We start from the raw sequence: 26,419 nt of genomic DNA, 5'->3' as shown, positions 1-26,419 counted from the left end.
GAACCTGTATAATCTTGTGCCTTGGTAACAGAGCCAGCGCTGTCAAACGCACCCCGCGCCGACACTCAGGCACCGATTGTCGTCAGCGAGGCGATAGAGTCAGCGACACGGCGTTCCATTCCCGTCCCGGTGAATCCCGGCGCGGGGTCGACAGCCTGCGCGTAGAACCCTTCCTTGCTCTCGACGAACTCGACACAGAGTGCCCGCGCGCCAAAGCGGTCCAGCAACTCCCGGACGCGGGCCGCGAGCGTCACCTCGACAGTCTCCTCGCTGATGACGTGGTCCAGCCCGGACACTTCCGACCGGACCTGAATCGCCCGCAGATGGGTTTCGCGGCCGTCGTTGACGGCGAAGTACTTGTACTCCACCGGCTCCTCCCGAACCCGGGCCTGGTAGAAATCGCCCTCGTCACTGTTCGCCGGTATCCCGTCCCAGGCGTAGCGAGTCCGGGCGATGTAGTCGTGATCCGGCTTTTCGAACCAGACGGTCGGGACCTGACAGCCGACCTGCTCCAGCCCGTGGAGGGCGACGAGTCGGCAGGCCAGCGCCGTCGTCGGCAGGAACCCGTTCCACGTCTCGACGCCGACCCTGTCGGCGTAGCGAAGGGCGCTGAACGACTCGGGCCGGAGCGTCGTGTTGACGAGTGCGGCCAGGTCGTCGATATCGGCTCTGGCCACCGGGTTTCCGGGGCGGAGAAACTGGACGTCGAACCCCCGGGCGGAGAGCCGCTCTGCGACGGCACCGAACACCGGGTGTTCAGGCTCGCAGATGAAGCCGATGCAGTCCATACCGCCACGTCTCAGCGGTCCGATAAAAAAGTCGCGCAAAACCGAACGACTGAGGCACCGTGGTTCCGAAGTAAACGCCTGATGAAACCGCTCAGTATTGGGGGCCATCTCGGTGCCGGGAGCTGGGACATCGCCGCCGTCGTCGTCCTCTCCGCTGTGGCCGGGGCGGTCCTGTGTGGGCTTGCCCTGGTCGCGTACCGCCAGCGCGGGACGCGTGCGTATCTGTTGATTGTGCTCGCACTCGCCGCGCTGTTTGCCCGCCCACTCATCGCGCTGCTGTCCGGATTCGCACTGGTCTCAGGACCGACCCACCATTTCCTCGAACACGCGCTCGATACCCTCTTTGTCGTCCTCGTCCTCGGTGCAGTGTACTACGCCCGGACAGTCGAGAAACGCCTCGACGAGGAGGGGCTATGAGCGACACCAGAGCGCGGATTTACCGGCACATCGAGTCCAATCCGGGAGTTCACTTCCGGGAGCTAACCCGGGCGCTGGACCTCGCAACGGGACAGGTACAGTACCATCTGGGCCGACTCGACCGCATCACCAGCGAGTCGATCAACGGGCGCACGCACTACTACACGGCGTCGTTCGACCCCTGGGAGCGCCACGCCATCGCCTTCCTCCGTCGCGAAACGGCGAGAGACGTTCTTGTCACGCTCGTAGAGCGCGAAGCCGCTCGCCCCGGCGAAGTGGCCGACCACCTCGACATCGCTCGGAGCACGCTCGAACACCACCTCAGCGGCCTGGTCGAACACGACATCGTCGAAAAGCGTCGGGACGGGGGACGGGTGATGCTGGCGCTCTGTCGGCGTGACCAGACGGTCGAACTGCTCGCGACGGTCGACCCCACGGCCCCCGACCGCCTGTCTGACCGCTTCACCCGGTTACTCGACCGCCTCTTCGAGAGCGGCTAGTTCGACTACCCGCGGACAGTGGCTGATTTCGAGTCCCGTACCACAACCCAATTGCACGGGCAGTCCATAGGGTGGGTGATGACTGAACGCGGAATTTCCCGACGCGAGTTCGCCAAGAGCGCCGTCGCCATCGGCGGCACCGCGGCGCTGGCCGCCTGTCTCGACCGCGGGTCGGGGACGGTACCCAAGGGCACCGACGACCCTTCGTCGCTCCCGGAGCGCCAGCACGCCTGGGATGCGTCGCTGGCGACCGACGACGCCGGGAACCACCGACTGTCGCGCCACCACGTCCTCCTGCTGCTGGATTACACCGGCGACGGAACGCCGACGGATGCCGACCGCGAGCAGGTCGATACGGCGCTCCGCGACCTCGAACAGGCCTACGAGTGGAGCAACGAGGGGTTACTGTTCACGCTCGGGTACAGTCCGGCCTACTTCGACCGCTTCGAGGCCGACGTAGCCGGCGTCGACCTGCCAGAGCCGATGGCGCTTGCCCCCTTCGAAGACCCGGAACTCGACACGCCCGACGCGCTCCTGCACCTCGCCAGTGACGACGAGCGAGCCGTCATCGAGGCCGAAGAAGCACTGAAGGGGAATCGGGACACTGCGAACGACCACGAGATGAGCGCTACCTTCGAGGGCGTCCTGCGCGAGGCAGAGCGACGGACGGGGTTCGTCGGGGCCGGCCTCCCCGCCGAGAATCAAGACGTCGACGGGGTTCCGGACTCCGACCCGGTCCCCGAAGAGGCCCCGCTGTTCATGGGGTTCAAGTCCGGGTTCAAGGAAAACCAGGCCTCCGAGGACCGCGTAACGGTCGATTCGGGACCGTTCGCCGGCGGCGCGACCCAGCACCTCTCGAAGATCCGACTGCAACTCCAGCAGTGGTACGAACAGGACTCCCGGGACCAGCGCGTCTCGAAGATGTTCTGTCCGGCCCACGCTGACGAGGACAGGGTCGAAGGCGTCGGCGAGAACCTCGGTACTGACAACGGTGCCGGCGAGTGCCCCGAGGACGTGGTCGATAGCGGCCGACGGGAGGGCGTCGTCGGTCACGCACAGAAGATGTCCCGCGTCAGAGAAGACGGGACACCGACCATCCTCCGCCGGGACTTCAGTTCGACCGACGGCGGCGAAGCGGGGCTGCACTTCCTCTCGCTGCAGCGCTCTATCGCCGACTTCGTCGCGACGAAACAGGCGATGAACGGAACGGACGTCGCTAACGACTCCGCCGTCGGTCAGCGAGTGAACAACGGTATCCTCCAGTACATGACAGTCACGCGACGCGGGAACTACCTGCTCCCCCCGCGCTCGTTGCGGGCACTCCCACCGGCCGACCCAGCCTGACGGGTCGATGTCGTCAGGAGACCGCGTCACGGTTCTCGACTGTCTCACGAGCCAGGGCGTCGGCGCTGACGCTGTACCGATACGACTGGGTAAAGTAGTCGGATATCGGACCGTCCGTCGCTGTCGAGCCGGCCGGCGGGTCGGTCGTCGACGACCCTGTACAGGTGATGACGACGTCGTACCCCCACGACCGCTCGGTGACGTTGTCGATGCGGCAGTCGAGGGTCATCTCGGTGTGTTCGCCCTGCCACAGACCGTTGTAGACGCTCCGGTACTGGTACTCGTAGACGAACTCGCGGGCGGAGGACTCGTTCAGCGTCACGGGCTGGTCGGGCGGGTCCTTTGGACCGTCATGGAACTCGACAGTCCCTGTCGGGGATGCAACGGTTGTCGCTGCCTCCGACGGGGCCGCTGACTCCGGCGACGGTCCACCGAAACATCCCGCGGCCAAGACGACGAAGCTGAGGACCGCAGTGCGGGCGATTCTGGAGGACACGGCCGGGATTGCACCGACCGATAGCAAATGTCTTGTGCCGTTTCGGTCTCGCCACGACATTCGGCTATCGTACCAGAACGGTCTTTCAGATGAGGACCCAAAGGCGGTCCATGAATCGCCGAGAGTTCCTCGCCAGTGCCGCTTTCGCCGGCACGACGGTTCTGGCGGGGTGTGGTTCGCTGAGTTCCCAGTCGACACGCGCTCCCCCGCTGGTCGAGAACCGCCCCGATGCCACGTATCGCCCCACCCACGCCGAGGGGATGGGAATGGCCGGGATGGCACAGGCGGGTGAGTACATGGTCGGGCTGAGCTACTCCTTTCCCCACCGCTTCTGGACGGTCACCGGGACGACAGCCGAAAAGGTCGACATCCGGAGCGAGGACAGCGTCCACCTGATGGCAACCATCTGGGACCCCGAGACCGAGATGGTACTGCCGGTGTCTGCCGGCCTCTCGATCACCATCGAACGCGACGGCGAGACGGTCGCCGACAAGTCCCCGTGGCCGATGATCTCCCAGAACATGGGCTTTCACTACGGCGACAACTACGCGCTCGACGGCGACGGTGTCTACCAGCTTTCCGTCCGCGTCAACGGGATGGGGGAACGCCGACTGGGGGGCTTCGACGGTCGGTTCGGCGAGGCCGGCGAGGCAACGGTCGAGTTCGACTTCGCACAGTCCACCCGCGACCAACTCTCCTTCGAGGAGTTCCCGGACTCACAGGGCGAGCGCGGGGCGGTCGACCTGATGAACATGGACATGGTACCGACATCGCAGGTCCCAGAAGTGTCGGCCCTGCCCGGAACGGTCCTCGGGACGGACAAAGGGAGCGACGGCGTGTACGCCGTGACGTGGGTACAGGACGCCGCGTTCCTCTCCGATGGCGAGTCGTATCTCGCCGTCTCGGCTCGGACGCCGTACAACCGCGTTCCCCTTCCGATGATGTCGCTCGACGGGACTGTTGAGGCCGACGGCGAGACGGTGTTCGAGGACGCGCTGACCGCCGCGGTCCACCCCGAAATCGGGTATCACTACGGCGCAATCATTGAGACGACAGCCCAGGATCCGTCTGTCGGTGTCGACGTCGTCGCCCCGCCGCAGGTGTCCCGCCACGAGGGGTACGAGACGGCGTTCCTGACGACGCCCTCGTTCTCGTTTTCGGGAGGCTGACCGCCTCGACCAGTCGTTCGGTTGCGAGAGCGGACCATGGCTCACTCCACGGCGAACGGACTCTCCGTCTGTTGCCACGGCCAGCCCGGGACCCGCGTCTGAACCCCGGCCGCGAGTGCGGCGTCGAGGTCGTCAGCACCCGCGGCCGCTGTGTCGTCCCCGTGGGTTCGCACGTCCGCGACGTGGAAGGTGGCCTCCGCGAGCAGCCGGAGCGGTTGCTCGCCGGCAATCATCGCTGCCAGCTCACGGCCCAGCAGTTCGTCGACGACGAAGCCCGGGTAATCGCCTGTGACGTCCAGTTCTCGAAGGAGATGAACCAGCGCTGCGACGTTGACCGCACGGTCGCCGTCGGCGAACACCTCGTCGATGGCGGCCGTGTAGGCGTCGTCTGTGAGCGGCTCGACGTCGACATCGAACTGGGACCCGAGATGGGCTCGCGTTTCGTTCACCAGCGGGACGACGTCGCTACGACGGTCCTGTACCCATTCGTACTCGTCGCGGACTGTGTCCGGTGTCAGTCGCATGGCGGCGTCTCACACGGTGTGCGTTTACTCCTTTGGGCAACAGCGCGTCGACCACGGTCCGGCCCCCTACCCTCCGTATTGCGAAGGCTTTTATAACACGAGGGGAATACTGAGAAATAGAGGACGGTTTTCCGGACATCTCTCCACGTCCGGAGGCAACTCACCGATAACTGATGACTTTATTAGAGAGCGTACATCCCGCGGCACCAGGTCGGCCCGCGCCAGCCGTGGACGGCCCCGCTACCGGGATGACACCCCGTTTTGAGCTATGAGCACTGTAGACAAGCAACTCGAAGACGTGAAGGCAACGATCGACGAGGAAGTCCCGCGCCGTATCTCCGTCTCGGATGTCACGTACGAGGGACCGGAACTCGTCATATACACGCGGGACCCGAAGGAGTTCGCCGCGAACAGCGACCTCGTTCGCCGGCTCGCGTCGAAACTCCGCAAGCGAATCACGGTCCGCCCGGACCCGGACGTACTGGCCCCGCCAGCCGAGGCTGAGGAGGCGATTCGGGAACTCATCCCCGAGGAGGCCGGCGTCATGGACCTGAATTTCCACACCGACACCGGCGAAGTCGTCGTCCAGGCCCAGAAGCCCGGCGTCGTCATTGGCCGGCGCGGCTCGACCCTGCGTGACATCACGCAAGAGGTCGGCTGGACGCCCGAAGTCGTTCGAACGCCCCCCATCGAGTCCTCGACGGTCGAGAACGTCCGGAACTTCCTCAAACAGGAGCGCGAGGACCGCCGGGACATCCTCGAACGCGTCGGCCGGCAGATCCACCGCGAGCCGATGTCCGACGACGAGTACGTCCGTATCACGACACTGGGCTGCTGCCGAGAGGTCGGCCGCGCCGCGTTCATCCTCTCGACGCCGGACACGCGCATCCTCATCGACTGTGGTAACAAGCCCGGGTCGAACGGGGAGCAACCGTATCTGGACATCCCGGAGGCGTTCGGGGCCGGGACCAACGGTATCGACGCCGTCGTCCTGACCCACGCACATCTGGACCACTCCGCGCTGGTCCCGCTACTGTTCGAATACGGCTACGACGGCCCCATCTACTGCACCGAGCCGACGCGGGACCTGATGGGCCTGCTGACGCTGGATTATCTGGACACTGCCGCGGACGACGGTCGGACCCCGCCGTACGACTCCGAGATGGTCCGCGAAGCCATCAAACACACCATCCCGCTGGAGTACGGCGACGTGACCGACATCGCGCCCGACATCAAACTGACGCTGCACAACGCCGGCCACGTCCTCGGCTCGTCGGTGTGTCACTTCCACGTCGGCGACGGCCTGTACAACGTCGCCTTCTCCGGCGACATCCACTACGACGACACGCGCCTGTTCGACGGCGCGGTCAACGACTTCCCGCGGGTGGAAACGCTCGTGCTGGAGTCGACCTACGGCGGCCGCAACGACTACCAGACCGATCAGGAAGACTCAGAGCGAAAGCTCAAACAGATCATCCAGAACGCCTACGACCGCGACGGGAAAGTGCTCATTCCGACCTTCGCCGTCGGGCGGTCACAGGAACTCATGCTCGTCCTCGAAGAGGCGATGCGGAACGGCGACATCCCCGAGATGCCGGTCCACCTCGACGGGATGATCTGGGAGGCGACGGCCGTTCACACGACCTACCCCGAGTATCTCCGCGACGGTCTGCAGGACCGTATCTTCGACGAAGACCAGAACCCGTTCCTGGCCGATCAGTTCAACCACATTGACGGCGGGGACGAGGAACGACAGGAGATCGCCGATGGCGATTCCGCTATCATCCTCTCTACTTCGGGGATGCTCACCGGCGGGCCGGTCATGTCCTGGCTCGAACAGCTCGGCCCCGACCCGGATTCGACGCTTACCTTCGTCGACTATCAGGCGCAGGGAACGCTTGGTAATCGTATCCAGCGCGGCGTAGACGAGGCGCCCGTCGGCGGCAACGGGCGCAGCGAGACGGTCCCGCTGGAGATGACCGTCGAGACGGTCGACGGCTTCTCCGGCCACGCCGACCGACAGGGACTGGAAAACTTCGTGAAGACGATGAACCCCAGACCCGAGAAGATCCTCTGTGTCCACGGCGACGAATCGGCGACACAGGACCTCTCCTCGTCGCTGTACCACGACCAGAACATCCGGACCTTCGCGCCGGAGAACCTCGAAACGTTCCGCTTCCGCTGATCCAGTCGCCGTTCCCGGTTCGTTCTCACTCCCCGATAGCCGGACGAACCTCTATACGGCAGGCGGGTGAACTACCGCGTATGGACATCATCCAGTATCTCGACGAACTCGAACCGGTCGGGATGGTACTCATCGGGCTCGTACTGTTCATCATCCCTGAGCCGGCCACCTCCACGCTGGGTATCGGCCTGATGGTGCTCGGCGGCGCGTGGTGGTTCTACGAGTGGAACCGGTGAGATAACTCACAGCAGTCCCGATGAATCACGACCGCATTCACGCGCAGGAACCGTCACACCACCGCGACAGATGGACCGTCGGTACAATCACCGAGATAGCGGAGCGAGACGGCCACTGTGTCGTCACTGTTGAGAACGAGTCCGGCGAGCCGACTGAACTCGTCGTTACCATGGCCATTCGCGACCTGTTCGTCAGTCGGCTGGACATCGGCGACGACGAAGATCCGGTCGGCGAGCGCGTCTGGTTCCGGAAACGCGGCGGGTCGTAGCCAGCCGCTGACGCGTCCGGTCACCGTTCGACGGGACGCTACGACAGATCGACGATCCGGTCGGCCCAGCGCCGGAGCCTATCGAGCGCGTCCCGCTCGGCCCGGAACACCGGATTATCGACGCCCAGTTCGTCGCTGTCGAAGGCGTTGAGGACGGCTACGTCCGCCTTTTTACAGTATTCGGTGAGCCGGCTGACCGCAGCGGCGTCGTGCTGGAACGGAATCGTCGCGTCGTTGACGAACACCGCGCGGGGATTCTCCGGGAGCGCGTCAATCTGTCGCTCGGCACGGCGGGCGTTTTCCCGGGCGAGTGCGACCGCCTGCTCGGCCGTCTCGCTCTCGGCGCGGGGCGCACTGGCGTCGATCCGGCCGACCCAGACCGACTCCGGGACGCTGATAAATCGATCAAGACGGCCGCCTAATACAGTCCCGTCCAGTTCGATTTCGGGCGCGAAATCGAGGACGACAACGCCCTCGGTGCCCTCGCGGTCGAGCCATGCCTCTATGGCGGCAGCGGTCGTCCGCGTCTTGCCGGCGTTGGAGGGACCGGTGACGAGCGTCGACCCAGAGAGTGGGAATCCAACGCCGGTCACGCGAGGAGTTCCTCCCGGAGGAACTTCCCGCCGAGGCCGGCCATGGCGAGGCCGAGGACGATGGCAAACGCCAGCACGAACCCGGAGAGCGGGCCGACGCCGCCGCCGAGCTGTTCGACGACGAAGTTCCCGGCGAGCCCGCCCGAAACTGCGATGAGCGCCAGCCCGCCGGCGTTCGCCGCCAGCGAGTTCGACTCCGGGACCGCGTCGGAGTTCAGGAGGTAGAGGACAAGGGCAATGACGAACGGGGTGCCGACGGTGCCGAGCGCAAGCACGAGGACGAGCTGGCCGAGCACGTTCCCGCCGATGAACGCGCCCGGAGCAGACAGCAGCGCAACGGCGGCGAGCAGGCCGCGGTAACGGTTATCCTCGATAGTGGTGCCCCAGCCGAGCTTGTCGGCGAGCAGGAACGGCGGGACGATGGTGTTGCCGCCAAGCGTCGACACGGCCGCGCCCCAGAGGCCGAGCAGGAACAGCCAGCGAGCGCTGTCGCCGACCAATGGACCGAGGGCCTCCGCAGCGCCGACCGTCGTAAGGTCGCCGGAGGTGAGCACACTCGCCGTAACGAGGAAGATAGCGAGGCTGTAGACCCCAAACGCCACCAGCATCGACGCCCCGACGTCGACCGTCGCGAGGTCGTAGTCCTCGCGGGTCCAGCCTCGGGCCCGCATCGTGTAGGAGTGCATCGTGATGAGCGTGATGTGGACCGCGCCGCCGAGGATGCCGGCCGCAACCAGCGCGCTCCCGGACGGGACGGACGGGACCAGTCCGTTCACCGCCGCGCCAGCGTCGATTGGCACGACGAACAGGCTGGCGACGAACGCGACGACGACCAGCAGGACGAGGACTTTTGCGGCCAGTTCGAGGAACCGGTAGCCGCCGCCGGCCAGCCCCGCCGCCAGAACGAGCGCCCAGGCGACGCCCCAGATACGCGCGTCGATACCGGTCACCGTCGCCGAGACCGTGGCGACGGTCTTCATGATTACGAGCTGTGCCACGCCGGCCGCAAGCACCGCGTCGCCGACCAGCAGCCACGCCCACGCGTCGCCGAGGTGCTCCTCGACGACGGCGACGATGCCCCGTTCGGTCAGCAGTCCCAGCCGCATCGCGAGGTACTGGGCCAGCGCCCCCGCCCCCGCGGAGAGGACGACGACCCACAGGAGGCTGTAGCCGAACGCACCGCCAGCGGTGACGAGGCTGGCAATCGTCGCCGGGCCGGCGGCGATTGCACCCGCGATCCAGGACGGCCCCATCGCTTCGGCGTATTCACCGAGTGTTCCCTTGCTAACAGCCGAACTGTCGACGGTTTCGGTCGAACTCATACCCCGGCTTGGGTGAGGCCCCCTGAAAACCCTGCCGACATATTGTTCGGTGGTATTCTACGGTAATTCGACTTCAGTAAAGCGATTATGCGAAAATGACAGCGCTGGCCGAATTGACACACCACACGCTCACCGAGCGGAACGCTACCGAGAGCAGGACAGACCGCTCCGACTCAGAGTTCAACGGTTCCGAGGTCCGATTCCAGTTCGTCGACGTGGTCGTTGTAGGCGTCGACGAAATCCGCGAACTGGGGGGCGTACTCCCGGATGTCGGCGGCCGACGGCGGTTCGTACTGCGAGAGGAGATAGAGCCCGTTGCTCCCGCCGACCCGGAGGTACGACGCGCCGTCGGTGTCCCATTTGAGTTCCCAGCGCGTGCCGCCGATTCGGTCGGTGAAGGTCCCGTAGTCGCCGCCCTCGTAGCGCTGGAGTTCCCGGGCAATCTGGTCGCAAATCTCGCGGATGCGGCCGAGGACACGGTCGCGCTCGGCCACGACGCCGTCGGTGGTGGCAATTTCCGGGAACTCGGTCGATACGTCGTCGAGCACGCCGTCGAGCGACGCGACGTAGTCGTTGAACCCCTCGACGAAGGCGTCGTAGTCGGCGAGTGCGGCGGCCAGCGGCTCCGGCTCGGGTGGCTGTTTGGTCGAGATGACGTACGTGTCCGAGCCGCGCGACGGCGAGAACCGCAGATACTCCAGATCGCCGCCCTCGTACTTGACGGTCCACTCGCCGCGGTCGGTCTCGATGTCCGCCTGCCCGTAGTCGCCGCCTTCCAGCCGGGCGAGCTGGTAGGCGACCTGTCCGGCGTGGTCCCGGACCGCCGCGACCAGTTCGTCACGCTGCTGTGCAACGGCCGTTGCGTCGGCAGGGTCCACCGGTGGCCACTCTGTCACAGTAGACGGAAGCGACGGGACGGCAATAACAGGCTCGGTCGGCTACTCTGACTCCAGCAAGGCGTCGTCGCCGTGGCGTTCGCGGAGCGCCTCGAAGTACTCCTGCTGCTCGTCGATGTTCTGCGTGGACTCGGCGTACACGTCGGTAAAGAGATCCGTCGGTTCAGCGGCGTGAGCCTCCGCGTTGTCGATAATCTCGCCGAGTTGCTCGTCGATGGTGTCGTCCATCACGTCGATCTTCTCGTCGTCCAGCAGATTGCAGTTCCTGAGGAACTGCTCCATGCGGTCCAGCGGGTCGCGTTCGCGCCACTGCTCGACCTCCGCGTCGTCCCGGTACACGTCCGGGTCGTCGGCGGTCGTATGTGCGCCGAAGCGGTACTGGACGGCTTCGATGAAAACGGGTCCCCGCTCCTGTCCGTCGGCTCCCACGGCCCGCTCCCGTGCGGCCTCGGTGACGGTGTAGGTCGCCAGCGGGTCCATCCCGTCGACCTGCACGCCGTCGAAGCCGTAGGCGTCGGCCTTCTGCGCCAGCGTCTGGCTGGCGGTCTGGCGCTCCCGCGGGACGGAGATAGCCCACTGGTTGTTGTTACAGAAGAACACCGTTGGTGTCTCGAACACGCCGGCGAAGTTCATCGCCTCGTGGAAGTCCCCTTCGCTGGTGGCCCCGTCGCCGAAGTGGACGATACCGGCGCGCTCGTCGCCCTTTCGCTTTGCCGCCCACGACCACCCGACGGCGTGGGGCAGGTGTGCACCGATGGAGATGTTCAGCGGGAACACGTTCACGTCGCCGAGAGCGGCGTTGCCCGCTTCGTGGCCCATCCAGTAGAGGACGTACTCCCAGGGGAGCCCGCGGGCGACGAGCGCGCCGTGTTCCCGGTACTGATAGAAGATTGTGTCCTCGTCGGCCAGCGCGTACGTCGACCCGACCTGAGACCCTTCCTGGCCCGCCAGCGAGGAGTAGGTGCCGAGCCGACCCTGCCGCTGGAGACTTATCATCCGCTCGTCGAACTGCCGCGCAAAGCGCATATCGCGGTACATCGAAACCAGTTTCTCGTCAGAGAGGTCCGGGATGAGGTCCGGGTCGACGATCTCGCCATCGGCGTCCAGCGCCTGCGCCTGGTCGTCGTACGCCCTATCGAGCACGTCGGTTGCCATGTCGTATCACCACACTCGGTGCGGACTGGCAAAAAGGTGTGTCTGAGCCCTGATTCACTGACGGAACAAGGATTCCTCAGTCTCAATGACCTTTTCCCAGACCACGGCCGCCATCGCCGCTTAGTTGAGCCACTCCAGCACGCGCTGGCGGGCGTCGGCTTGGTCGTCGGGCATGACCTCAAGCACGACGTTGCCGTCGAACTCCGAAGCCAAAATTTCGGCTGTTCGTTCGAGGGGTATCTCCCCGTCGCCGAAGGGGAGGCCGTCGTTCAACAGCGTTCCGTCGGTGAAGTGGACGACCTGAATCTGGTCGCCGTAGCTTTTCAAGAGGTCCGAGAGTGACTCCAGATACGCTGGCTCGGACATGAACAGGTGGGCCGTATCGAGCACCAGGTCGTGGCCGCGGTCGAGCAGTAGATTCGCCAGCGAGAACTGGCTCGCGCCAGGGTTGTTCTCGTAGCCGCAGGGGGCGGCGAAGTCGTAGCTGTCCAGCAGGGCGGTGTGCGTGTGCTGGGCGTACTGGCTGTGGACAACGAGATAGGCGTCGAGTCGCTCGGCAAGCGCATCGCTCCGGCGGAACGGTTCCGGATCGTCCGGGCGGGCGTGAAGCGTGTGGACCGACGCCGCCGAGACGGGTGACTGTTTGACCATCGCCGCTGTAGCCCCGACGTCGTCGAGGTCCGACGGCCGGAGGTGGAGTTCCACGCTGTCGAAGCCTCGGTCGGCCGCGGCGTCGAGCTTGGCTGTGGTCGGCGGGCACTTGCCGACGATATTCATTGGAGGGAGATTCCACGACGGCGAAAATAAAACAGTCCCTTCGTCGACACGACTGGCCCGAGTATTCATGCTGTTTCCGTCCAATATGTCGGTGATGCCCGGCAAAGCGAACCCGGAGACGGACGAGAGTGCGGTGACACTCTGGTGGGAACACCACCTGTCGCACACACATGCAGTACTCTGGACCGTCATCCTCGTCGCAACAGTCGGGGACATCCTCCTGACGATGACTGGGTTCACGGTCGGACTGCAAGAGGGGAACGTCGTCGTCAGCACGATGCTCGCGGAGTTCGGGCTGGCGGGCCTCTGGCTGGTGAAGTTCGGGGCGATGCTGTGGCTGGTCGCCGGGTGGCGACTGCTCTCCGAACACAACGCGACGGTGTTTCTCGCCCTGTTCGCCGTGGTGACGCTCGCGGTCGTTGCTTACAACGCCGTCACCATCCTGCAGTACCGCGGGGTGATAACGGCTGTTGCGGTGTTTTGAGGGGTGACGCGTTAGGATTCGGGAACACCGGCGTTAAGTACCACTGGGTGTGACCACGGAGTAATGGATAGACGTTCCTTCCTGACAGCGGCCGGCGCGACGGTGTCCGTCTCGTTTGCCGGCTGTGCCGGGCTGGGCGGTAGCGACGAGTCGAGCACCGAGGCGTCGAGTACGGACGAGTCAACCGCGACCGGGACGAGTACCGGCGACGCCGGCGATGTAGAGGAAACGCTCGTCGTCGGGACCTACAGCGCCTTCGTCGACTCGCCGTCGACGAGTCCGGGCGCGTGGGTGAAACAGCGCTTCGAGGAGGAGTTCGACGCCCGCCTGATCTGGCAGACGCCGAGCAACGAGGTCAACCACTACATCGAGCGCCGGAACGCCGGCGTCGACATCGAGGCCGACATGTACCTCGGGCTGAACACGGACCACCTCGTCCGGATCGACGAGAACCTCGACGACGGGCTGTTCGCCGGGGTCGGCGACGTGGCCGGCCAGGACGACATCAAACCGGGGCTGCAGTTCGACCCCGACGGCCGGGCAATCCCCTACGACACCGGCTACATCAGCCTGGTGTTCGACGGCACGGAGACCACAGCACCGGAGACCTTCGACGGCCTGCTTGCGGAGGAACACGCCGGCGACCTCATCACGCAGAATCCGTCCAGTTCGGCTACCGGCCGGGCGTTCCTGCTGCACACGGTCAAGCAGTTCGGCCCGGACGGCTATCTGGACTACTGGAGCGACCTGCAAGAGAACGACGTTCGGGTACTCGGTTCGTGGAGTGACGCTTACAGCGCCTGGTCGGGCGGCGAAGCCCCGATGGTGGTCTCCTACTCCACCGACCAGGTGTTCGCGGACCAGAACGACGCCAATCTGGAAGAACACCAGATCCGCTTCCTGAACGACCAGGGCTACGCCAACCCGGAAGGGATGGCGGTCTTCGATGGAGCGGATACGCCCGACCTCGCCCGGGAGTTCATGAGCTTCCTGCTGCGCCCGGAGATTCAGGGCGAAATCGCCGTCCGGAACGTCCAGTTCCCGGCAACCGAATCCGCCGACCTCCCCGAGGACTACGCCGAACTGGCTCAGGAGCCCCCGGAGCCGGTCACGTTCGGCTACGACGAACTCAAGGGCTCCGTCTCGGGCTGGATCTCCGACTGGGAACGGCAGTTCGCCTCGAACTAACGACGACCGACTGTGGCCCGAGATTCAGACGGCGGTGCCGATGGTGGCGGCGGGGGGTCGACAGGGACAGCGAACAGTCCGTCCCGCGAGCGGGGCCGGACCGTCCGCAACACTATCGAGCGTCGGGCAATCGTCGGGCTCGCGGTCGCAACTATCGCCCTCTTGCTTGGCATCTTCTACTACCCGGTGGCGACGGTGTTCATCGACAGCGTCCTCGTCGACGGCCGCTTGACGGGCCGGGTGTTCGTCTCGATACTGCGGGACCCGTTCTACCTCGGAGAGCCGGCGCGGTTGCTCGCCGGCGAACCAGTGGGGGCCGTCATCGAGAGCGTCCTGTCGTCGGACCGGCGGCTGGGCGTCATCGGCTTCACGGCGTATCAGGCGGCCCTCTCGACCGTCACCAGCGTCGCTCTCGGCCTGCCAGCGGCGTACCTGCTGGCCCGGTTTGAGTTCCCGGGACGGCGGACGCTCCGGTCGCTGACGATTCTCCCGTTCGTTCTCCCGTCAATAATGGTCGGCGTCGGTTTCGTCGCCACGTTCGGCCGGAACGGGACGCTCAACGCCGTGCTCGGCGCGCTCGGTCTGGGACAGGTCAATCTCCTGTTCACGCTGGAGGCCGTCGTCATCGCTCACGCGTTCTACAACGCCCCGCTCGTGGCACGGGTGACCACCGCCGCCTGGGAGTCCGTCGACGCCAGTGCGGTCGAGACGGCCCGGAGCCTCGGCGCGAGCCCCGTCCGAGCGTTCCGCGACGTGGTCGCCCCGCAGCTGTACCCGTCGGTGCTGATGGGCGCAGCACTGACGTTCGTGTTCACCTTCAGCACGTTCCCCATCGTCCTCGCGCTGGGCGGGTTCCAGCTGGCGACCGTCGAGGTGTTCGTCTACCGGCTCATCCGAGACCTGGAGTACGCCGAGGCGGCCGCCCTCGCGCTGATTGAACTCGGCATCTCGCTGGGGCTGCTGTACGCGTACCTCCGGTACGAGGCCAAGCATACTGTCCGGTCGCGGGGGATTCGACCGCTTCCGCGGCGGCCGCTGACACCGCCGTCGTTCTCGGTCCGGGAACTGCTCCCCCGGCTGGGGCTCGCCGTCTACGCCGTCGTCGCGCTGGCGGTGTTCGTCGCGCCGATAGCGAGCATGGTGCTCGCCAGCCTCAGCGGCCCGGAGGGGCTGACGCTGGCGAACTATCAGTTCCTCATCGACCGCCAGACGACCGGCGCAGCGTTCCAGGTCCAGCCGTGGGATGCGGTCAGGAACTCACTGCTGTTCGGGGTCGCCTCGCTCGCCGTTGCCCTGCCGATGGGCGTCGTCGTGGCCGTCCTCACGACCCGGGACTACCGCGGTCGGAAGCTCGTCGACGCCGTGGCGATGGCCCCGCTGGCCGTGTCTGGCATCGTCGTCGGCCTCGGCCTGCTCCGAGGCCTCGTCTTCGGCGTCGAAGTCGGCGACACTCGTCTCGCCGTCGGCGGCGGCCTCGCCATCGTCGCCGCCCATGCCGTCGCCGGCTACCCGTTCGTCGTCCGGACGGTCGCGCCCGGACTCGAGGGAGTCGACCACACGCTGGTCGAATCCGCCCGCGCGCTCGGCGCGCCGCGTGCCAGAGCGCTGCTGGACATCGAACTGCCGCTCGTGTGGCCAGCGGTCATCGCTGGGGCCGCCTTTGCGTTCGCTATCTCTATCGGGGAGTTCTCGGCGACGATTGTCCTCGCCTCGGGAACGAACCAGTTCACGATGCCCATCGCCATCGAGCGGTTCATCGGCCGCCGGCTCGGTCCCGCGACAGCGATGGGCGTCGTCCTGCTCGTGGTCACCAGCGCGAGCTTCCTGCTCATCGACCGGCTGGGGGGTGACGACGTTGGGTTCTAAGGAGTCGCCGTCGGACAGTGCTGCCGTGAACCGGACCGCCCCGCCGGCCGTCGAACTCGACGGCGTCACCAGACGCTACGGCGAGACGACCGCCGTCGAGGACCTGTCGCTTTCCGTTCGGGACGGCGAGTTCTTCACGCTGGTCGGCCCCTCCGGCTGTGGGAAGACGACGACGCTCCGGCTCATCGCGGCCTTCGAGGACCCGACGCAGGGCGAAGTCCGGTTCGGCGGCGAGTCCGTCACCGGCGTCCCCCCAGAGGACCGCGACGTGGGCGTCGTCTTCCAGAACTACGCGCTGTTCCCGCACATGACCGTCGGGGAGAACGTCGCCTACGGCCTCTCGTTCTCCGACCCGCCCGGCGGCGGCAGCGACGAAGCGCGGGTTCGTGAGCTGCTGGAGCTGGTGGACCTCGACGGTATGCAGGACCGGGACCCAGACACGCTTTCCGGCGGCCAGCAACAGCGGGTGGCGATGGCCCGCGCGCTGGCCCCCGGCCCCGACGTGCTCCTGCTCGACGAGCCGATGAGCGCCCTGGATGCGAAGCTCCGGGAACGGTTGCGCGTGCAGGTCCGCGAGATTCAGCAGGAACTGGGCATTACGACGATTTACGTCACCCACGACCAGGAGGAGGCCTTAGCTGTCTCAGACCGCGTGGCAGTCATGCGAGACGGGACGCCGGAACAGGTCGCGCCGCCGCGGACCATCTACCGCGAGCCGGCGACAGAGTTCGTCGCCACCTTCGTCGGCGACAACAACGTCCTCAGCGGTGAGGTGACGGCAGTTCGGTCGACCGACAGGGTTGACGATTCCAGCGACGAGAGTGGACGATCCATCGCGGACGTGACGGTCGACAGTACGACGCTCTCAGTGGCCCTGGATGGTGACAGCGACCCGGAGGCCGCTGTCTCGGCCGGGGACCGGCTCACGTTCTGTGTGCGACCGGAGCGGCTTACCCTCGATGCCGACCGGAACGCGCTGACGGCGACCGTCACGAGCGCGGAGTTCCTCGGGGAGACGACACGCGTTCATCTCGACTGGGAGGGTCGAGAAATCCTGTTACGAGCCGAAGACCCGCCGACGGGCACGGTGACAGTCGGCTTCGACCCGGCGGACGCACACACTGTCGACAGACAGTAGTAAGCTACCAATCCTCACGCCCACGCCGGAATGGAGCCTGTTTTAACCCACCTGTGGTTATCGCCGATATAAATATGACACGCGGGGCCGTCGCAGGTGGTCGGCAGAGGCGTATCGGAGCGTGTCGACAGGGCTGGCGGGAACACCCAGCTTCAAACCAAAGCCATGTCGGAGTCCGGCCGGCTGGGCGCGACGGGGTGCGGTAATGGTCGAGTTCGAACCCCGGCTGTTCGACGATATCGATCCGGCTGAGCGGCCGTCGCTGGGTGCCGCTCTCGTGCCGATTGCGGGAATGATTGTGTTCCTCAGTGTGGGCCTCATTGCCTTCGACTTGGACCCACAGTTCCCGCTGTTCTGGGGAATTGCCTTCACCGGCCTGTTCGCACGGTATCATCTCGGGCTGTCGTGGGAAGACCTGTACGACGGGATCGCCAGCAGCCTGCTCATGGGCATGCGGGTAATTCTCATCATGTTCACCGTCTACGCGCTCATCGCGTCGTGGATTCAGGCGGGCACGATTCCCAGCCTCATGTACTTCGGTTTAGAGCTATTCACGCCGACAGTGTTTCTCCCAGTAGCGGCCATCCTCTCTGCGATAATCTCCTTCGCCGTCGGCTCGTCCTGGACGACGGCCGGGACACTCGGGGTGGCGCTCATCGGCATCGGTTCGGGACTGGGTATTTCCGAGCCGATGACCGCCGGTGCCATCCTCAGCGGGGCCTACACGGGGGACAAGCAGTCCCCGCTCTCGGATACGACGAACCTGGCCGCAGCAGTGACAGACACGGACCTGTACGAACACATCAACGCGATGCGGGCCGGCACGCTCGTCGCGTTCACGATTGCCGTCGTCCTGTACGCCGGCCTCGGGCTGCGAGCGGCTGGGGCTATCCCCGCCAACCGCGTTGCGTCAATCCAGGCGGCGATAGAGAGCACGTACGTCGTCTCGCCGCTCGTGTTTTTGCCGGTCATCGTGACCTTTGGGCTTGCACTGCGTGGCATCCCAGCCCTGCCGACGCTCGGGACAGGTGTCTTCGCGGGCGTTGGGACCGCCATGCTCGTGCAGGGAACCGGATTCGGCGCTGCGTGGTCGGCGGCACAGTCCGGGACAGCCCCAGAGACGGGCATGGAACTCGTAAACGGACTCTTAGAGAGCGGCGGCCTGACCGGCGGCGCGTGGATTGTGACGATTGCGATTGCCGCGCTCGCACTGGGCGGCCTGCTTGAACGGGCCGGCGTGCTCGCGGTGCTCTCCCACCATCTCGGGCGACTCTGCCACAGCGTTGCGAGCCTCACGGGCGTCACCGCTGTGTCCGCCGTCTCGATGAACATTCTCGCGGCGGAGCAGTACGTGAGCATCGTGGTGCCGGGGATGACGCTCGGTAATCTGTACAACGAACAGGGGCTCAAGAGTCAGAATCTCTCCCGAGCCATCGAAGCGTCGGGAACGACGACGAGTGCGCTCATCCCGTGGAGTAGCGGCGGTCTGTTCATGGCCGGGACGCTCGGCGTCCCGACGCTGGAATACGCACCGTACTACTTCTTCGGCTTTCTCTCACCGCTCGTGCTTCTGTTCATGGGGGTCACCGGCTGGCAGATCGTCTATGCGGACCGAACCGACGCCGAAAGCACGCCCGGACAGTCCGGTAGTGCCGGGCCGGTGTCAGCAGGCGAGGACTGATTCGCCTTGCGCTGCCAGCAGTCGTGAATGTGTGATCGTGACTGAACGCTGGCGGCCCTCGCGTGCGCGTACGCGCGAAGCCCTGATAAGTCCACAGCCCCTACGTTAGACGATGACACCACAGAAGCCATCCGCTGACGGCGAGCAGGCTGCCGACGGTCGGGCGACCGACGTAGGCCCGGCGGTCGACTACGAGACGGTGTCGGTACCAGTGCTGGTCGTCGGCGCTGGCGCTGCCGGGGCGCGGGTCGCTATCGGACTTGCCCAGAACGGTGTCGAACCGCTGGTCATCGGCAAGCGGGACCACGGCGACGCACACACGACCTGGGCGGCCGGCGGCATCAACGCCTCGCTGGGATCGCTCGACCCCGAGGACGACTGGACGATTCACGCCGCCGATACGCTGGACGAGGGACATTTCATCAACGACCCGAAAGCGGTCGAGCTGACGACCAAGCATATGCCCGACCGCATCCGGGAACTCGACGATTGGGGGATGGCGTTCGACCGCACTGAGGACGGCAAGATCAATCAGCGGTACTTCGGCGCGCAGTCGTTCCGCCGGACCTGCTTCGTCGGCGACCGCACGGGCGAGGCGATGCTGGATGCGCTCGTCTCGAAGGCCCAGTCGCTCGATATCCCGTACCGCGACAACGTGATGATCACGCGGCTGCTCTCCGACGGCGACCGCGTCTACGGCGCGGCCGGCTACGACATGGAGAGCGGCGAGTTCATCCTCTTCGAGTCGGATCACGTCGTCCTGGCGGCGGGTGGCTCCTCCGCGCTGTATAACCGCCACTCCTCGCGCGACGAGGAGAACAACGGCGACGGCCCGGCGCTGGCGCTCGAAGCCGGCGCGTCGCTGATGGACATGGAGTTCGTCCAGTTCCACCCAACGGGGATGGTCGGCGACCGCTACGGCGAGGACTGGGACGGCCGACTCGTCACCGAGGCGGTCCGGGGCGAGGGCGGTCGGCTACTCAACACAGACGGCGAGCGGTTCATGGAGGAGTACTCGCCGGACCAGATGGAACTCGACGCGCGGGACGTGGTGGCCCGTGCCATCGCACAGGAACTCCGCGAGGGCCGTGGGACCGAGAACGGCGGCGTCTATCTGGACATTTCCCACCGCGACGACGAGTACATCAAGTCCCGACTGCCGCGGATGTACGAGCGGTTCATGGACCTCGGCGTCGACATCACGGAGAAGCCGATGGAGGTCGCGCCGACCGCCCACTACTCGATGGGCGGCGTCGACATCGACTTCGAGACCGGGGAAACCGGCGTCAGTGGGCTCTACGCTGTCGGCGAGACGGTCACAGGCGTCCACGGCGCGAACCGCCTAGGCGGGAACTCGCTCGCGGAGACGGTCGCCATCGGCGCGCTCGTCGGCGACCACGTCGCGGCGCAGGTGACAGGCGACGACCGCGACGACGCCCTGCCGGCTGGTCAGCGTGCCATCGCCGAGCGCGAGTTCCGGTCGCTGCAGGAACTGGCGGCGTCGGACGGAGACGAGACGCCCGGAGGGCTACTCGCGGACCTCGGCGACCTGCTGTGGGAGCACGCCGGTATTCTCCGTAACGGCGAATCACTGTCGGACGGCCTCGCCGCGCTCGATGCCCTTCGCGAACGGACTGGGGACATCGGTATCGACGGCGACCGGACCAGCCTGTCGTTCGAACTCGCCGTCGATCTGTTCTTCAGCCTCACGGTTGCCGAGGCCCTGCTGCTGAGCGCACGCAAGCGCGACGAGTCCCGCGGCGCGCACTACCGCACCGATGCGCCCGACGTAGACCCCGACTGGCGGCGGAACATCCTCGTAGACCGCGGCGACACCGGGCTTGAACTGACGACTCGCGGCGTCGCCGAACCGAGCGACGAAGTCAGCGAGGCGGTCGACGTCGGCTACGAACTCGACTATCACCACCTCGAATAGAGCGGTCCACCCAACAGTCCGCCTGCGGTTGCTCTTTTAATCTCGATAGGCGCAGTGGAAGCCGGCGACCTGCTGGTAGAACGTCGGAATCACGTCCGTTCGAAGGTCCACGTCAGGGTCGTCTTCGAACTCCCGGCGCGTGAACTCCCGAGCGTCTTCGATGGCCGCTTCGACATGGGGCGAGACGCCAGGTTCGTCAATCGTGCCGATGTAGGCCCAGATGAACGCCGCCTCCAGCGTGTCGAAGAACTCCGGGGTTGGTTCGAACGTGGGTTCGCCGTCCGCCGCGATTCGGTTGTACGTCCGGCTGATGAGGACGCTGCCGTCGTCGAGGCCGTGGTCGGCGAACGACTCCGTGGTCGTACACTCTTCGTCCCCGTCGTAGTCCCGTGCAGTGTCGCTTGACATACCTGGATAGAGGGGTGATAACCAAAAGTAACCGTCCGGAGTGTGTTTTGATACGACACACCCTGGATGGTTTTTACGTCACTGAAATTCAAGGCGGTCCCAGCCGATGTTCTATTCACTGTGGCACCGACCCGCCGAACCGTCCTCGCCAGCGGCGGCCCCGCACTCGGGAGCCTCACCGCCGTTTCGGGGTGTCTAGGTGCCGACGACGACGCGGACGTGTCGTGTCCGCCGTCTGTCCCGACGGACGCGTCACTACGTCTCGGGTTCGTCGGCGACGTGATGCTGGGCCGGAGCGTCGACGAACGCTGGCGCGATGCCCCCGACGGACCGACGGCCGTCTGGGGGTCGATGCTCGACGAACTCCAGTCACTCGACGGGCTGGTGGCGAACCTCGAATGCTGTCTCTCGGACCGCGGCGAACCGCGGCCCGGCCGTACGTTCCACTTCCGAGCGAGCCCGAAATGGGCCGTGGCCGCGCTGGACCGCGCCGGCGTCTCCTGTGCCGGACTGGCGAACAACCACCTGTTCGATTTCGGACCGGCGGCACTCACGGACACGCCGGCTCACCTCGCCGACGCTGGCATCGCCTCAGCCGGGGCCGGCGTCGATAGCGAGACAGCATTCGAGCCGGCGTTCGTCGAGATCGGCGACCTCTCGATCGCCGTCGTCGCCGTCACTGACCAGTCACCCAGCTACGCCGCCGACGGCGACAGTCCCGGCACGGCATACGCACCGCTGGACCCGAACCACCCGCTGACTCGCCGCCGTGTCGGAGGCGCGCTGGCGGCGGCCCGCGACGCCGACCCCGACCTGCTCGTCGTCACCGCTCACTGGGGGCCGAACTGGGTGACCGAACCGGGCGAGACACAGCAGGCCTTCGCCCGTTGGCTGGTGGACAACGGGGCCGACGTGGTCCACGGCCACAGCGCCCACGTCATCCAGGGGGTCGAGGTGTACCGCGGTCGCCCCATCATGTACGACACCGGTAATTTCGTCGACGACTACGCGGTCAAGGACGGCTACCGCAACGACCGGAGCTTCCTGTTCGAACTCCATATCGAGGACGGCCGGCTGGCCGCGCTCGAACTCACGCCGGTCGAGAACGCGTACGTACAGGTCGGACGCGCCGACGAAGCGGTGGCTGAGTGGCTTCGTGAGACACTCCGGGAGCGCTCTCGGCCCTTCGGAACGGCTATCGAGCGTGACGGCCTCGGGCTTCGGGTTCCGCTGTCATGTCCGGCATAGCATCCGCTGGGTGTTTCCGGGCCGACTCGTGGTCAGTTGCTACTCGTCGACAGCCACAACCGCCGTCATGATTTCGTCGACCAGCCGTGCGTTGTACGTCCAGAGACCACGAAACGGTCCGTCCTCGGTTTCTTCGGCGACGAGTGCACACTTGTTCTGGTCGTCGCCGGCGGCGTCGAACGCCAGCAGCCACACCTGTTCGAGCACGGTGTCTGTGAGCGGATGGAACGAGATTCCGGGAATCGCTGGCGGCTCCCAGTCGTCTCGTCCGTAAACGTGGATGTCGAGGTCCGTGTCGCTGGCGAGCGTCTGGTATCGGGCGCGCTGAGAGCGGAAGATCGACAGCGACTGGAAGCTCACTCGAAGCGTTCCCTTCCCGACGCGGTAGGCCCTGTCCTCGAACTCGTGCGACGTTGCGAGCAACTGTGCCGGCGTGAGCGATGCGAGGAGCGTGTTCGCCAGCGCCGAGTGGAGAAGCTGCCGGTCCGGGTCACTGTCAGGCACCCTGCTGTCGTCGGGCTCTGTCGTCGGCTTACATAAGAACGCCTGCAGCGCTGTGAGTGGCGGTGTCCCGGCGAACGCGCCGTCGCGGCGGACGACGACAAACGCGTTCTGGTGTCCAGTCGGGAGTTTCCGCCAGGTGGCGTCGATTCCCTGAGTTGCCAGACGCTCTACCACAGTCTTCGTTGCGGGCGGACCGTACACAGTTATCTCCACGTCCGAGTCCTCGAAGCGTCGGAGGAGGGTACGAACTGTCATCGGCCCACGATCAGTCCTCGTGGTCTGTCTCGGCGGTATCCAGATCGGTTATCGTCGCCAGAACCTCGGCCGTGGATGGCGACAGCGATGCCAGCGTCGCGGTCCGCTGGGCAGCGTCGTAGCTAATAACGCCAGCGTCATCGAGAACAGGGAGGTGGCGGTGGTGGAGCGACGTGCGGGTATCGTCCCAGTTGCGGGCGTCGGTGTCTCGACCACGCGCGCTGGACCAGCCCACGACCACGTCAGTGAGTTCCGCGATTGAGGCCGAGTCGTGTTCGGCGAGGTAAGTGTATATCATCCGCCGGGGCTCGGCTGCCAGCGCCCGTAATAGCGTATCGAGTCGCTCGGACGCGAGTCCCGGCGTCTCCACAGGCTGTTCGTGCTGATCCATGTCAATCAATTATCCACTCTCAGTATTAATATCATTGGCCGATAGGAGATCACAGATGTGACGGAATCCATTTACGTGCCAGCACCGTCTAAGATGTATGAACTACGAGTCCGCCCTACAGCGTGCGTACGACGTACTACCAGACCAACCCCGGGAAGCCGGCGAACGGCTCTCGATTCCCGACCCCGAGGGCCAGACCGACGGGGCGTTCACACGCCTGACGAACTTAGAGGCAATCGCCGACGCAGTCTCGCGGGACGCCCAGCATCTCCACCGCGCCATCCAGCGCGAGTTCGGGACCAACGGCCAGTTCGACGGCGGCGAAGCCCGCTACAACGGGTCGTTCGACACCGCTGATTTCGAGGCCGCCATCGACGCGTACGTCGCCGAGTACGTCACCTGTTCCGAGTGTGGCCTGCCCGACACCGTCCTCAAGAACGAGGACGGCGTCGACATGCTGCGCTGTCAGGCCTGCGGTGCGTTCCGCCCGGTCGCCAAGGGCGCGAGTTCGAACACCCAGCAGGACCGACCCACGCTCGAAGAGGGCGAGACCTACGAGGTCAAGATCACCGGCACCGGCCGCGAGGGCGACGGTGTTGCCGAGAAAGGGAAGTACACCATCTTCGTCTCCGGAGCGCGCGAAGGGCAGGTCGTCGAGGCCTACATCGAGAGCATCAGCGGCACGCTGGCGTTCGGCCGGGTCGCCTGAAGGCTGTTTTCGCCGCATCGCAGCGACGGTTCTCGCTTAGTCCCACAGGTCCGTCGAGAGGTATCGTTCACCGGTGTCCGGCAGGACGGCGACCACCGTCTCGTCGGGGTTCTCGGTGGCGTACTCCGCGGCCGCGTGCAGCGCCGCACCCGATGAGATGCCGACCATAATCCCCTCCTCGCTGGCGAGTCGGTGGGTCGCCTCCATGGATTCCGCCTTGCTCGCGGTCCGCACCTCGTCGACGAGGTCGCGCCGGAGAATGTCCGGAACGAACCCGGGACCGATACCCTGGATGTCGTGGCTGTCCGGGGCATCCGCCGAGAGCAGTTTGGACTGTTCAGGCTCGACGGCGACCGATGTGAGATCCGCGCCGACCTCCTCCTCGATGTACTCCGAGATACCGGTGATCGTGCCGCCGGTCCCGACGCCGGCGACGACGGCGTCCACGTCGCCGTCGGTATCGGCCCATATCTCCGGACCCGTCGTCTCGCGGTGGGCGCGCGGGTTCGCCTCGTTCTCGAACTGCCGGGCGCGGACAGTATCCGGCGCATCCGCGAGTTCGTTCGCGCGCTCGATTGCGCCGCTCATGCCGCCGTCGGCCGGCGTGAGTTCGAGGTCCGCGCCGAGCCCCGACAGCAACTGCCGGCGCTCCTCGCTCATCGATTCGGGCATCGTCAGCACGCAGTCGTACCCCCGTGCAGCGCAGACAGCGGCCAGCCCGATACCGGTGTTGCCGCTGGTCGCCTCGACGACCGTTCCGTCGTCAGGTAGGTTTCCGGACTCTGCGGCCGCCTCGACCATGTACAGCGCGATGCGGTCCTTGACGGAGTAAGGATTGGCCGCTTCGACCTTGCCGAGCAGATTGTCCGCGAAGCTGTCGAGACAGACCAGCGGCGTGTCGCCGATGAGCTCAGTCACACTGGACGCGACAGTACCGTCGTCTCGCTGGGCGTACGACTGCATACACCGGGAGAAGGCGATTAGCCCCCGTAACGACGTACCCAGAATATTGTGGGACGGATACATTCACTCGGTTCCGAGTCTCCAGAAGCTTATGTTGTCTCCACACGAGCGTTCCAGTAATGCCCGAGATTACCGTCTCTGAGGGCCTGTACCGCCAGCTATCCGCCGCCGAAAACCAGGTCGAAGAAGAGACGCTCTGGAAGATGTTGCACCAGTTCAAGCGCCAGAACACGCCGAGCGAGTAGCGCCGTTACCCAGCCGTCACTACCCGACTGGTTCGATGAGGTCCGGCGAGTCGTTGGCTGGGCTGTTAACCGCTGACGAAACCGGATAGGTCCGCATCGGGCCGTCGTACGGGTCAAGCAGTGTGGACACGTCGTCGGCGCTGCCGCGCAGCCACGTCGACTCCTCAGCCGGGTCGAGGATGACGGCCATCCGGTGATGGAGGTCAGCGACGGCGTCGTTCGGTTCGGTCGTCACAATCGTGAACGACTCGACGATATCGTCTTCGCCGCCCGAATCGCCGCCGCTCCCGCCGAACTCCCCCAGCCCGGTCTGTCGCTGTGGCGGCTCCCACCGCTCGTACAGCCCCGCCATCGCGAACAGGTCGTCGTCCGGCAGCGCCACGCGATACGGTTGCTTGCCGTCGCTCGTCTCGACCCACTCGTAGAACCCATCGGCAGGGACAAGACAGCGGCGAGCCTCGTAGGCCTCGGCGAACGAACGTTTCTCCGCCAGCGTCTCGGCGCGGGCGTTGATGTGCCCGTGGTCCGTGCGGTTGTCAGCCCAGGACGGAATCAGTCCCCACTCCATTCGCTGGATTGTGTCGGGTGATTCGTTGGTGATGACCGGCAGGTCTTGGCTCGGAGCGGCGTTGTATCGCGGCTCGTAGTCGAAAGAAAACTCGGCGTCGAACCGCGTCTCAATTTCCTCGCGAGGAGAGAACAAACTGTAGCGGCCACACATGACCTGCTTTT

The 26,419-nt window shown here is 65.7% G+C and carries 29 protein-coding genes; 16 read left to right on the top strand and 13 right to left on the bottom strand.

The features are described from left to right. Positions 1 to 65: 65 nt before the first annotated feature. Positions 66 to 788 (bottom strand): hypothetical protein, encoded by a 723-nt coding sequence (locus HAH_RS04440; protein ID WP_014039831.1) that lies wholly within the window; start codon positions 786 to 788, stop codon positions 66 to 68. A gap of 81 nt (positions 789 to 869) precedes the next feature. On the opposite strand from HAH_RS04440, the gene HAH_RS04435 reads away from it, so the two are divergent. The 3 genes from HAH_RS04435 to HAH_RS04425 all read left to right on the top strand — a co-directional run bounded on the left by HAH_RS04435 (position 870) and on the right by HAH_RS04425 (position 3,049). Next, a complete protein-coding gene (locus HAH_RS04435; RefSeq protein ID WP_014039830.1) occupies positions 870 to 1,205 on the top strand; it encodes a DUF7471 family protein in 336 nt (111 codons plus the stop codon). Continuing rightward, entirely contained in the window at positions 1,202 to 1,705 is a 504-nt protein-coding gene (locus HAH_RS04430) for a winged helix-turn-helix transcriptional regulator (RefSeq protein WP_014039829.1), read from the top strand. Before HAH_RS04435 ends, HAH_RS04430 begins: the two co-directional genes overlap by 4 nt. 78 nt (positions 1,706 to 1,783) lie before the next feature. Beyond that, positions 1,784 to 3,049, top strand: coding sequence for a DUF7405 family protein (locus HAH_RS04425; protein WP_014039828.1), 1,266 nt, complete (start codon positions 1,784 to 1,786; stop codon positions 3,047 to 3,049). Between the two features lie 13 nt (positions 3,050 to 3,062). Here HAH_RS04425 and HAH_RS04420 read toward each other — a convergent pair whose 3' ends face one another. Then, entirely contained in the window at positions 3,063 to 3,545 is a 483-nt protein-coding gene (locus tag HAH_RS04420; RefSeq protein ID WP_023843168.1) for a hypothetical protein, read from the bottom strand. A 110-nt stretch (positions 3,546 to 3,655) separates the two neighbouring features. On the opposite strand from HAH_RS04420, the gene HAH_RS04415 reads away from it, so the two are divergent. Beyond that, on the top strand, positions 3,656 to 4,714 hold the full coding sequence (locus tag HAH_RS04415; protein ID WP_014039826.1) for a DUF7350 domain-containing protein: 1,059 nt from the start codon (positions 3,656 to 3,658) through the stop codon (positions 4,712 to 4,714). 41 nt (positions 4,715 to 4,755) lie between these two features. Here HAH_RS04415 and HAH_RS04410 read toward each other — a convergent pair whose 3' ends face one another. Continuing rightward, positions 4,756 to 5,238 carry a hypothetical protein gene (locus tag HAH_RS04410; RefSeq protein ID WP_014039825.1) on the bottom strand — a complete coding sequence of 161 codons (483 nt, stop codon included), beginning with the start codon at positions 5,236 to 5,238 and terminating at the stop codon, positions 4,756 to 4,758. A gap of 268 nt (positions 5,239 to 5,506) precedes the next feature. Here HAH_RS04410 and HAH_RS04405 point away from each other — a divergent pair, with 268 nt between their 5' ends. The 3 genes from HAH_RS04405 (at position 5,507) to HAH_RS04400 (ending at position 7,928) form a co-directional block, all read left to right on the top strand. Then, on the top strand, positions 5,507 to 7,423 hold the full coding sequence (locus HAH_RS04405) for a beta-CASP ribonuclease aCPSF1 (RefSeq protein ID WP_014039824.1): 1,917 nt from the start codon (positions 5,507 to 5,509) through the stop codon (positions 7,421 to 7,423). A gap of 80 nt (positions 7,424 to 7,503) precedes the next feature. Continuing rightward, on the top strand, positions 7,504 to 7,659 hold the full coding sequence (locus tag HAH_RS19870; RefSeq protein WP_008310249.1) for a hypothetical protein: 156 nt from the start codon (positions 7,504 to 7,506) through the stop codon (positions 7,657 to 7,659). A 20-nt stretch (positions 7,660 to 7,679) separates the two neighbouring features. Beyond that, positions 7,680 to 7,928, top strand: coding sequence for a DUF7861 family protein (locus HAH_RS04400; RefSeq protein ID WP_014039823.1), 249 nt, complete (start codon positions 7,680 to 7,682; stop codon positions 7,926 to 7,928). A gap of 38 nt (positions 7,929 to 7,966) precedes the next feature. Here the strand turns inward: HAH_RS04400 and HAH_RS04395 are convergent, their stop codons facing one another. The 5 genes from HAH_RS04395 to HAH_RS04375 form a co-directional block, all read right to left on the bottom strand. Further along, entirely contained in the window at positions 7,967 to 8,521 is a 555-nt protein-coding gene (locus HAH_RS04395; protein ID WP_014039822.1) for a hypothetical protein, read from the bottom strand. Next, positions 8,518 to 9,843 carry a divalent metal cation transporter gene (locus tag HAH_RS04390; protein ID WP_014039821.1) on the bottom strand — a complete coding sequence of 442 codons (1,326 nt, stop codon included), beginning with the start codon at positions 9,841 to 9,843 and terminating at the stop codon, positions 8,518 to 8,520. Before HAH_RS04390 ends, HAH_RS04395 begins: the two co-directional genes overlap by 4 nt. Before the next feature lie 173 nt (positions 9,844 to 10,016). Then, a complete protein-coding gene (locus HAH_RS04385) occupies positions 10,017 to 10,721 on the bottom strand; it encodes a hypothetical protein (protein ID WP_014039820.1) in 705 nt (234 codons plus the stop codon). 60 nt (positions 10,722 to 10,781) lie between these two features. Continuing rightward, positions 10,782 to 11,894, bottom strand: coding sequence for a pyruvate dehydrogenase (acetyl-transferring) E1 component subunit alpha (gene pdhA, locus HAH_RS04380; protein WP_014039819.1), 1,113 nt, complete (start codon positions 11,892 to 11,894; stop codon positions 10,782 to 10,784). A 120-nt stretch (positions 11,895 to 12,014) separates the two neighbouring features. After that, entirely contained in the window at positions 12,015 to 12,671 is a 657-nt protein-coding gene (locus HAH_RS04375) for a sugar phosphate isomerase/epimerase family protein (protein ID WP_023843166.1), read from the bottom strand. A gap of 94 nt (positions 12,672 to 12,765) precedes the next feature. Here HAH_RS04375 and HAH_RS04370 point away from each other — a divergent pair, with 94 nt between their 5' ends. The 6 genes from HAH_RS04370 (at position 12,766) to HAH_RS04345 (ending at position 20,964) form a co-directional block, all read left to right on the top strand. After that, positions 12,766 to 13,155, top strand: coding sequence for a hypothetical protein (locus HAH_RS04370; protein WP_014039817.1), 390 nt, complete (start codon positions 12,766 to 12,768; stop codon positions 13,153 to 13,155). A gap of 63 nt (positions 13,156 to 13,218) precedes the next feature. Beyond that, the gene (locus HAH_RS04365; protein ID WP_014039816.1) at positions 13,219 to 14,343 is read left to right on the top strand and encodes a thiamine ABC transporter substrate-binding protein; all 1,125 of its coding nucleotides are present in this window, start codon (positions 13,219 to 13,221) and stop codon (positions 14,341 to 14,343) included. A 12-nt stretch (positions 14,344 to 14,355) separates the two neighbouring features. Then, positions 14,356 to 16,209, top strand: a complete 1,854-nt coding sequence (locus HAH_RS04360; protein ID WP_014039815.1) for an ABC transporter permease — start codon at positions 14,356 to 14,358, stop codon at positions 16,207 to 16,209. Between the two features lie 25 nt (positions 16,210 to 16,234). Next, on the top strand, positions 16,235 to 17,347 hold the full coding sequence (locus tag HAH_RS04355) for an ABC transporter ATP-binding protein (protein ID WP_014039814.1): 1,113 nt from the start codon (positions 16,235 to 16,237) through the stop codon (positions 17,345 to 17,347). A 205-nt stretch (positions 17,348 to 17,552) separates the two neighbouring features. Then, entirely contained in the window at positions 17,553 to 19,028 is a 1,476-nt protein-coding gene (arcD, locus tag HAH_RS04350; protein ID WP_014039813.1) for an arginine/ornithine antiporter ArcD, read from the top strand. 112 nt (positions 19,029 to 19,140) lie between these two features. Beyond that, entirely contained in the window at positions 19,141 to 20,964 is a 1,824-nt protein-coding gene (locus tag HAH_RS04345) for an L-aspartate oxidase (RefSeq protein ID WP_014039812.1), read from the top strand. Positions 20,965 to 21,000: 36 nt separating this feature from the next. Here the strand turns inward: HAH_RS04345 and HAH_RS04340 are convergent, their stop codons facing one another. Beyond that, complete coding sequence (locus tag HAH_RS04340; protein WP_014039811.1) at positions 21,001 to 21,372, bottom strand: regulator of G-protein signaling domain-containing protein; 372 nt, start codon at positions 21,370 to 21,372, stop codon at positions 21,001 to 21,003. A gap of 120 nt (positions 21,373 to 21,492) precedes the next feature. On the opposite strand from HAH_RS04340, the gene HAH_RS04335 reads away from it, so the two are divergent. Beyond that, positions 21,493 to 22,620: a CapA family protein gene (locus tag HAH_RS04335; RefSeq protein WP_044952168.1), complete on the top strand. Its 1,128-nt coding sequence runs from the start codon at positions 21,493 to 21,495 to the stop codon at positions 22,618 to 22,620. A gap of 39 nt (positions 22,621 to 22,659) precedes the next feature. On the opposite strand, the gene HAH_RS04330 is transcribed toward HAH_RS04335, so the two are convergent. Together HAH_RS04330 and HAH_RS04325 are read right to left on the bottom strand one after the other, a co-directional pair. Continuing rightward, complete coding sequence (locus HAH_RS04330; RefSeq protein ID WP_014039809.1) at positions 22,660 to 23,379, bottom strand: DICT sensory domain-containing protein; 720 nt, start codon at positions 23,377 to 23,379, stop codon at positions 22,660 to 22,662. Between the two features lie 10 nt (positions 23,380 to 23,389). Continuing rightward, the gene (locus HAH_RS04325; RefSeq protein ID WP_023843165.1) at positions 23,390 to 23,770 is read right to left on the bottom strand and encodes a DUF7344 domain-containing protein; all 381 of its coding nucleotides are present in this window, start codon (positions 23,768 to 23,770) and stop codon (positions 23,390 to 23,392) included. Between the two features lie 97 nt (positions 23,771 to 23,867). Here HAH_RS04325 and HAH_RS04320 point away from each other — a divergent pair, with 97 nt between their 5' ends. Then, the gene (locus HAH_RS04320; protein WP_008310273.1) at positions 23,868 to 24,479 is read left to right on the top strand and encodes a translation initiation factor IF-2 subunit beta; all 612 of its coding nucleotides are present in this window, start codon (positions 23,868 to 23,870) and stop codon (positions 24,477 to 24,479) included. A 36-nt stretch (positions 24,480 to 24,515) separates the two neighbouring features. Here the strand turns inward: HAH_RS04320 and cysK are convergent, their stop codons facing one another. Further along, positions 24,516 to 25,442, bottom strand: a complete 927-nt coding sequence (gene cysK, locus HAH_RS04315; protein WP_014039807.1) for a cysteine synthase A — start codon at positions 25,440 to 25,442, stop codon at positions 24,516 to 24,518. A gap of 119 nt (positions 25,443 to 25,561) precedes the next feature. On the opposite strand from cysK, the gene HAH_RS20265 reads away from it, so the two are divergent. Further along, positions 25,562 to 25,687 (top strand): hypothetical protein, encoded by a 126-nt coding sequence (locus HAH_RS20265; protein WP_008310277.1) that lies wholly within the window; start codon positions 25,562 to 25,564, stop codon positions 25,685 to 25,687. Between the two features lie 19 nt (positions 25,688 to 25,706). On the opposite strand, the gene HAH_RS04310 is transcribed toward HAH_RS20265, so the two are convergent. Then, positions 25,707 to 26,408: an SOS response-associated peptidase gene (locus HAH_RS04310; RefSeq protein WP_014039806.1), complete on the bottom strand. Its 702-nt coding sequence runs from the start codon at positions 26,406 to 26,408 to the stop codon at positions 25,707 to 25,709. Between the last annotated feature and the right edge of the window lie 11 nt (positions 26,409 to 26,419).

This window comes from Haloarcula hispanica ATCC 33960, assembly GCF_000223905.1.
In the GTDB taxonomy this organism is placed as follows: Archaea; Halobacteriota; Halobacteria; order Halobacteriales; family Haloarculaceae; genus Haloarcula; species Haloarcula hispanica.
This window is presented reverse-complemented; position numbering and strand designations above follow the sequence as displayed.

Coding starts and splice junctions, on each gene's coding strand:
- HAH_RS04440 (WP_014039831.1), bottom strand. CDS start 788: ATGGACTGCATCGGCTTCATCTGCGAGCCTGAACACCCGGTGTTCGGT.
- HAH_RS04435 (WP_014039830.1), top strand. CDS start 870: ATGAAACCGCTCAGTATTGGGGGCCATCTCGGTGCCGGGAGCTGGGAC.
- HAH_RS04430 (WP_014039829.1), top strand. CDS start 1,202: ATGAGCGACACCAGAGCGCGGATTTACCGGCACATCGAGTCCAATCCG.
- HAH_RS04425 (WP_014039828.1), top strand. CDS start 1,784: ATGACTGAACGCGGAATTTCCCGACGCGAGTTCGCCAAGAGCGCCGTC.
- HAH_RS04415 (WP_014039826.1), top strand. CDS start 3,656: ATGAATCGCCGAGAGTTCCTCGCCAGTGCCGCTTTCGCCGGCACGACG.
- HAH_RS04410 (WP_014039825.1), bottom strand. CDS start 5,238: ATGCGACTGACACCGGACACAGTCCGCGACGAGTACGAATGGGTACAG.
- HAH_RS04405 (WP_014039824.1), top strand. CDS start 5,507: ATGAGCACTGTAGACAAGCAACTCGAAGACGTGAAGGCAACGATCGAC.
- HAH_RS19870 (WP_008310249.1), top strand. CDS start 7,504: ATGGACATCATCCAGTATCTCGACGAACTCGAACCGGTCGGGATGGTA.
- HAH_RS04400 (WP_014039823.1), top strand. CDS start 7,680: ATGAATCACGACCGCATTCACGCGCAGGAACCGTCACACCACCGCGAC.
- HAH_RS04390 (WP_014039821.1), bottom strand. CDS start 9,843: ATGAGTTCGACCGAAACCGTCGACAGTTCGGCTGTTAGCAAGGGAACA.
- pdhA (WP_014039819.1), bottom strand. CDS start 11,894: ATGGCAACCGACGTGCTCGATAGGGCGTACGACGACCAGGCGCAGGCG.
- HAH_RS04375 (WP_023843166.1), bottom strand. CDS start 12,671: ATGAATATCGTCGGCAAGTGCCCGCCGACCACAGCCAAGCTCGACGCC.
- HAH_RS04370 (WP_014039817.1), top strand. CDS start 12,766: ATGCCCGGCAAAGCGAACCCGGAGACGGACGAGAGTGCGGTGACACTC.
- HAH_RS04365 (WP_014039816.1), top strand. CDS start 13,219: ATGGATAGACGTTCCTTCCTGACAGCGGCCGGCGCGACGGTGTCCGTC.
- arcD (WP_014039813.1), top strand. CDS start 17,553: ATGGTCGAGTTCGAACCCCGGCTGTTCGACGATATCGATCCGGCTGAG.
- HAH_RS04345 (WP_014039812.1), top strand. CDS start 19,141: ATGACACCACAGAAGCCATCCGCTGACGGCGAGCAGGCTGCCGACGGT.
- HAH_RS04340 (WP_014039811.1), bottom strand. CDS start 21,372: ATGTCAAGCGACACTGCACGGGACTACGACGGGGACGAAGAGTGTACG.
- HAH_RS04330 (WP_014039809.1), bottom strand. CDS start 23,379: ATGACAGTTCGTACCCTCCTCCGACGCTTCGAGGACTCGGACGTGGAG.
- HAH_RS04325 (WP_023843165.1), bottom strand. CDS start 23,770: ATGGATCAGCACGAACAGCCTGTGGAGACGCCGGGACTCGCGTCCGAG.
- HAH_RS04320 (WP_008310273.1), top strand. CDS start 23,868: ATGAACTACGAGTCCGCCCTACAGCGTGCGTACGACGTACTACCAGAC.
- cysK (WP_014039807.1), bottom strand. CDS start 25,442: ATGCAGTCGTACGCCCAGCGAGACGACGGTACTGTCGCGTCCAGTGTG.
- HAH_RS20265 (WP_008310277.1), top strand. CDS start 25,562: ATGCCCGAGATTACCGTCTCTGAGGGCCTGTACCGCCAGCTATCCGCC.
- HAH_RS04310 (WP_014039806.1), bottom strand. CDS start 26,408: ATGTGTGGCCGCTACAGTTTGTTCTCTCCTCGCGAGGAAATTGAGACG.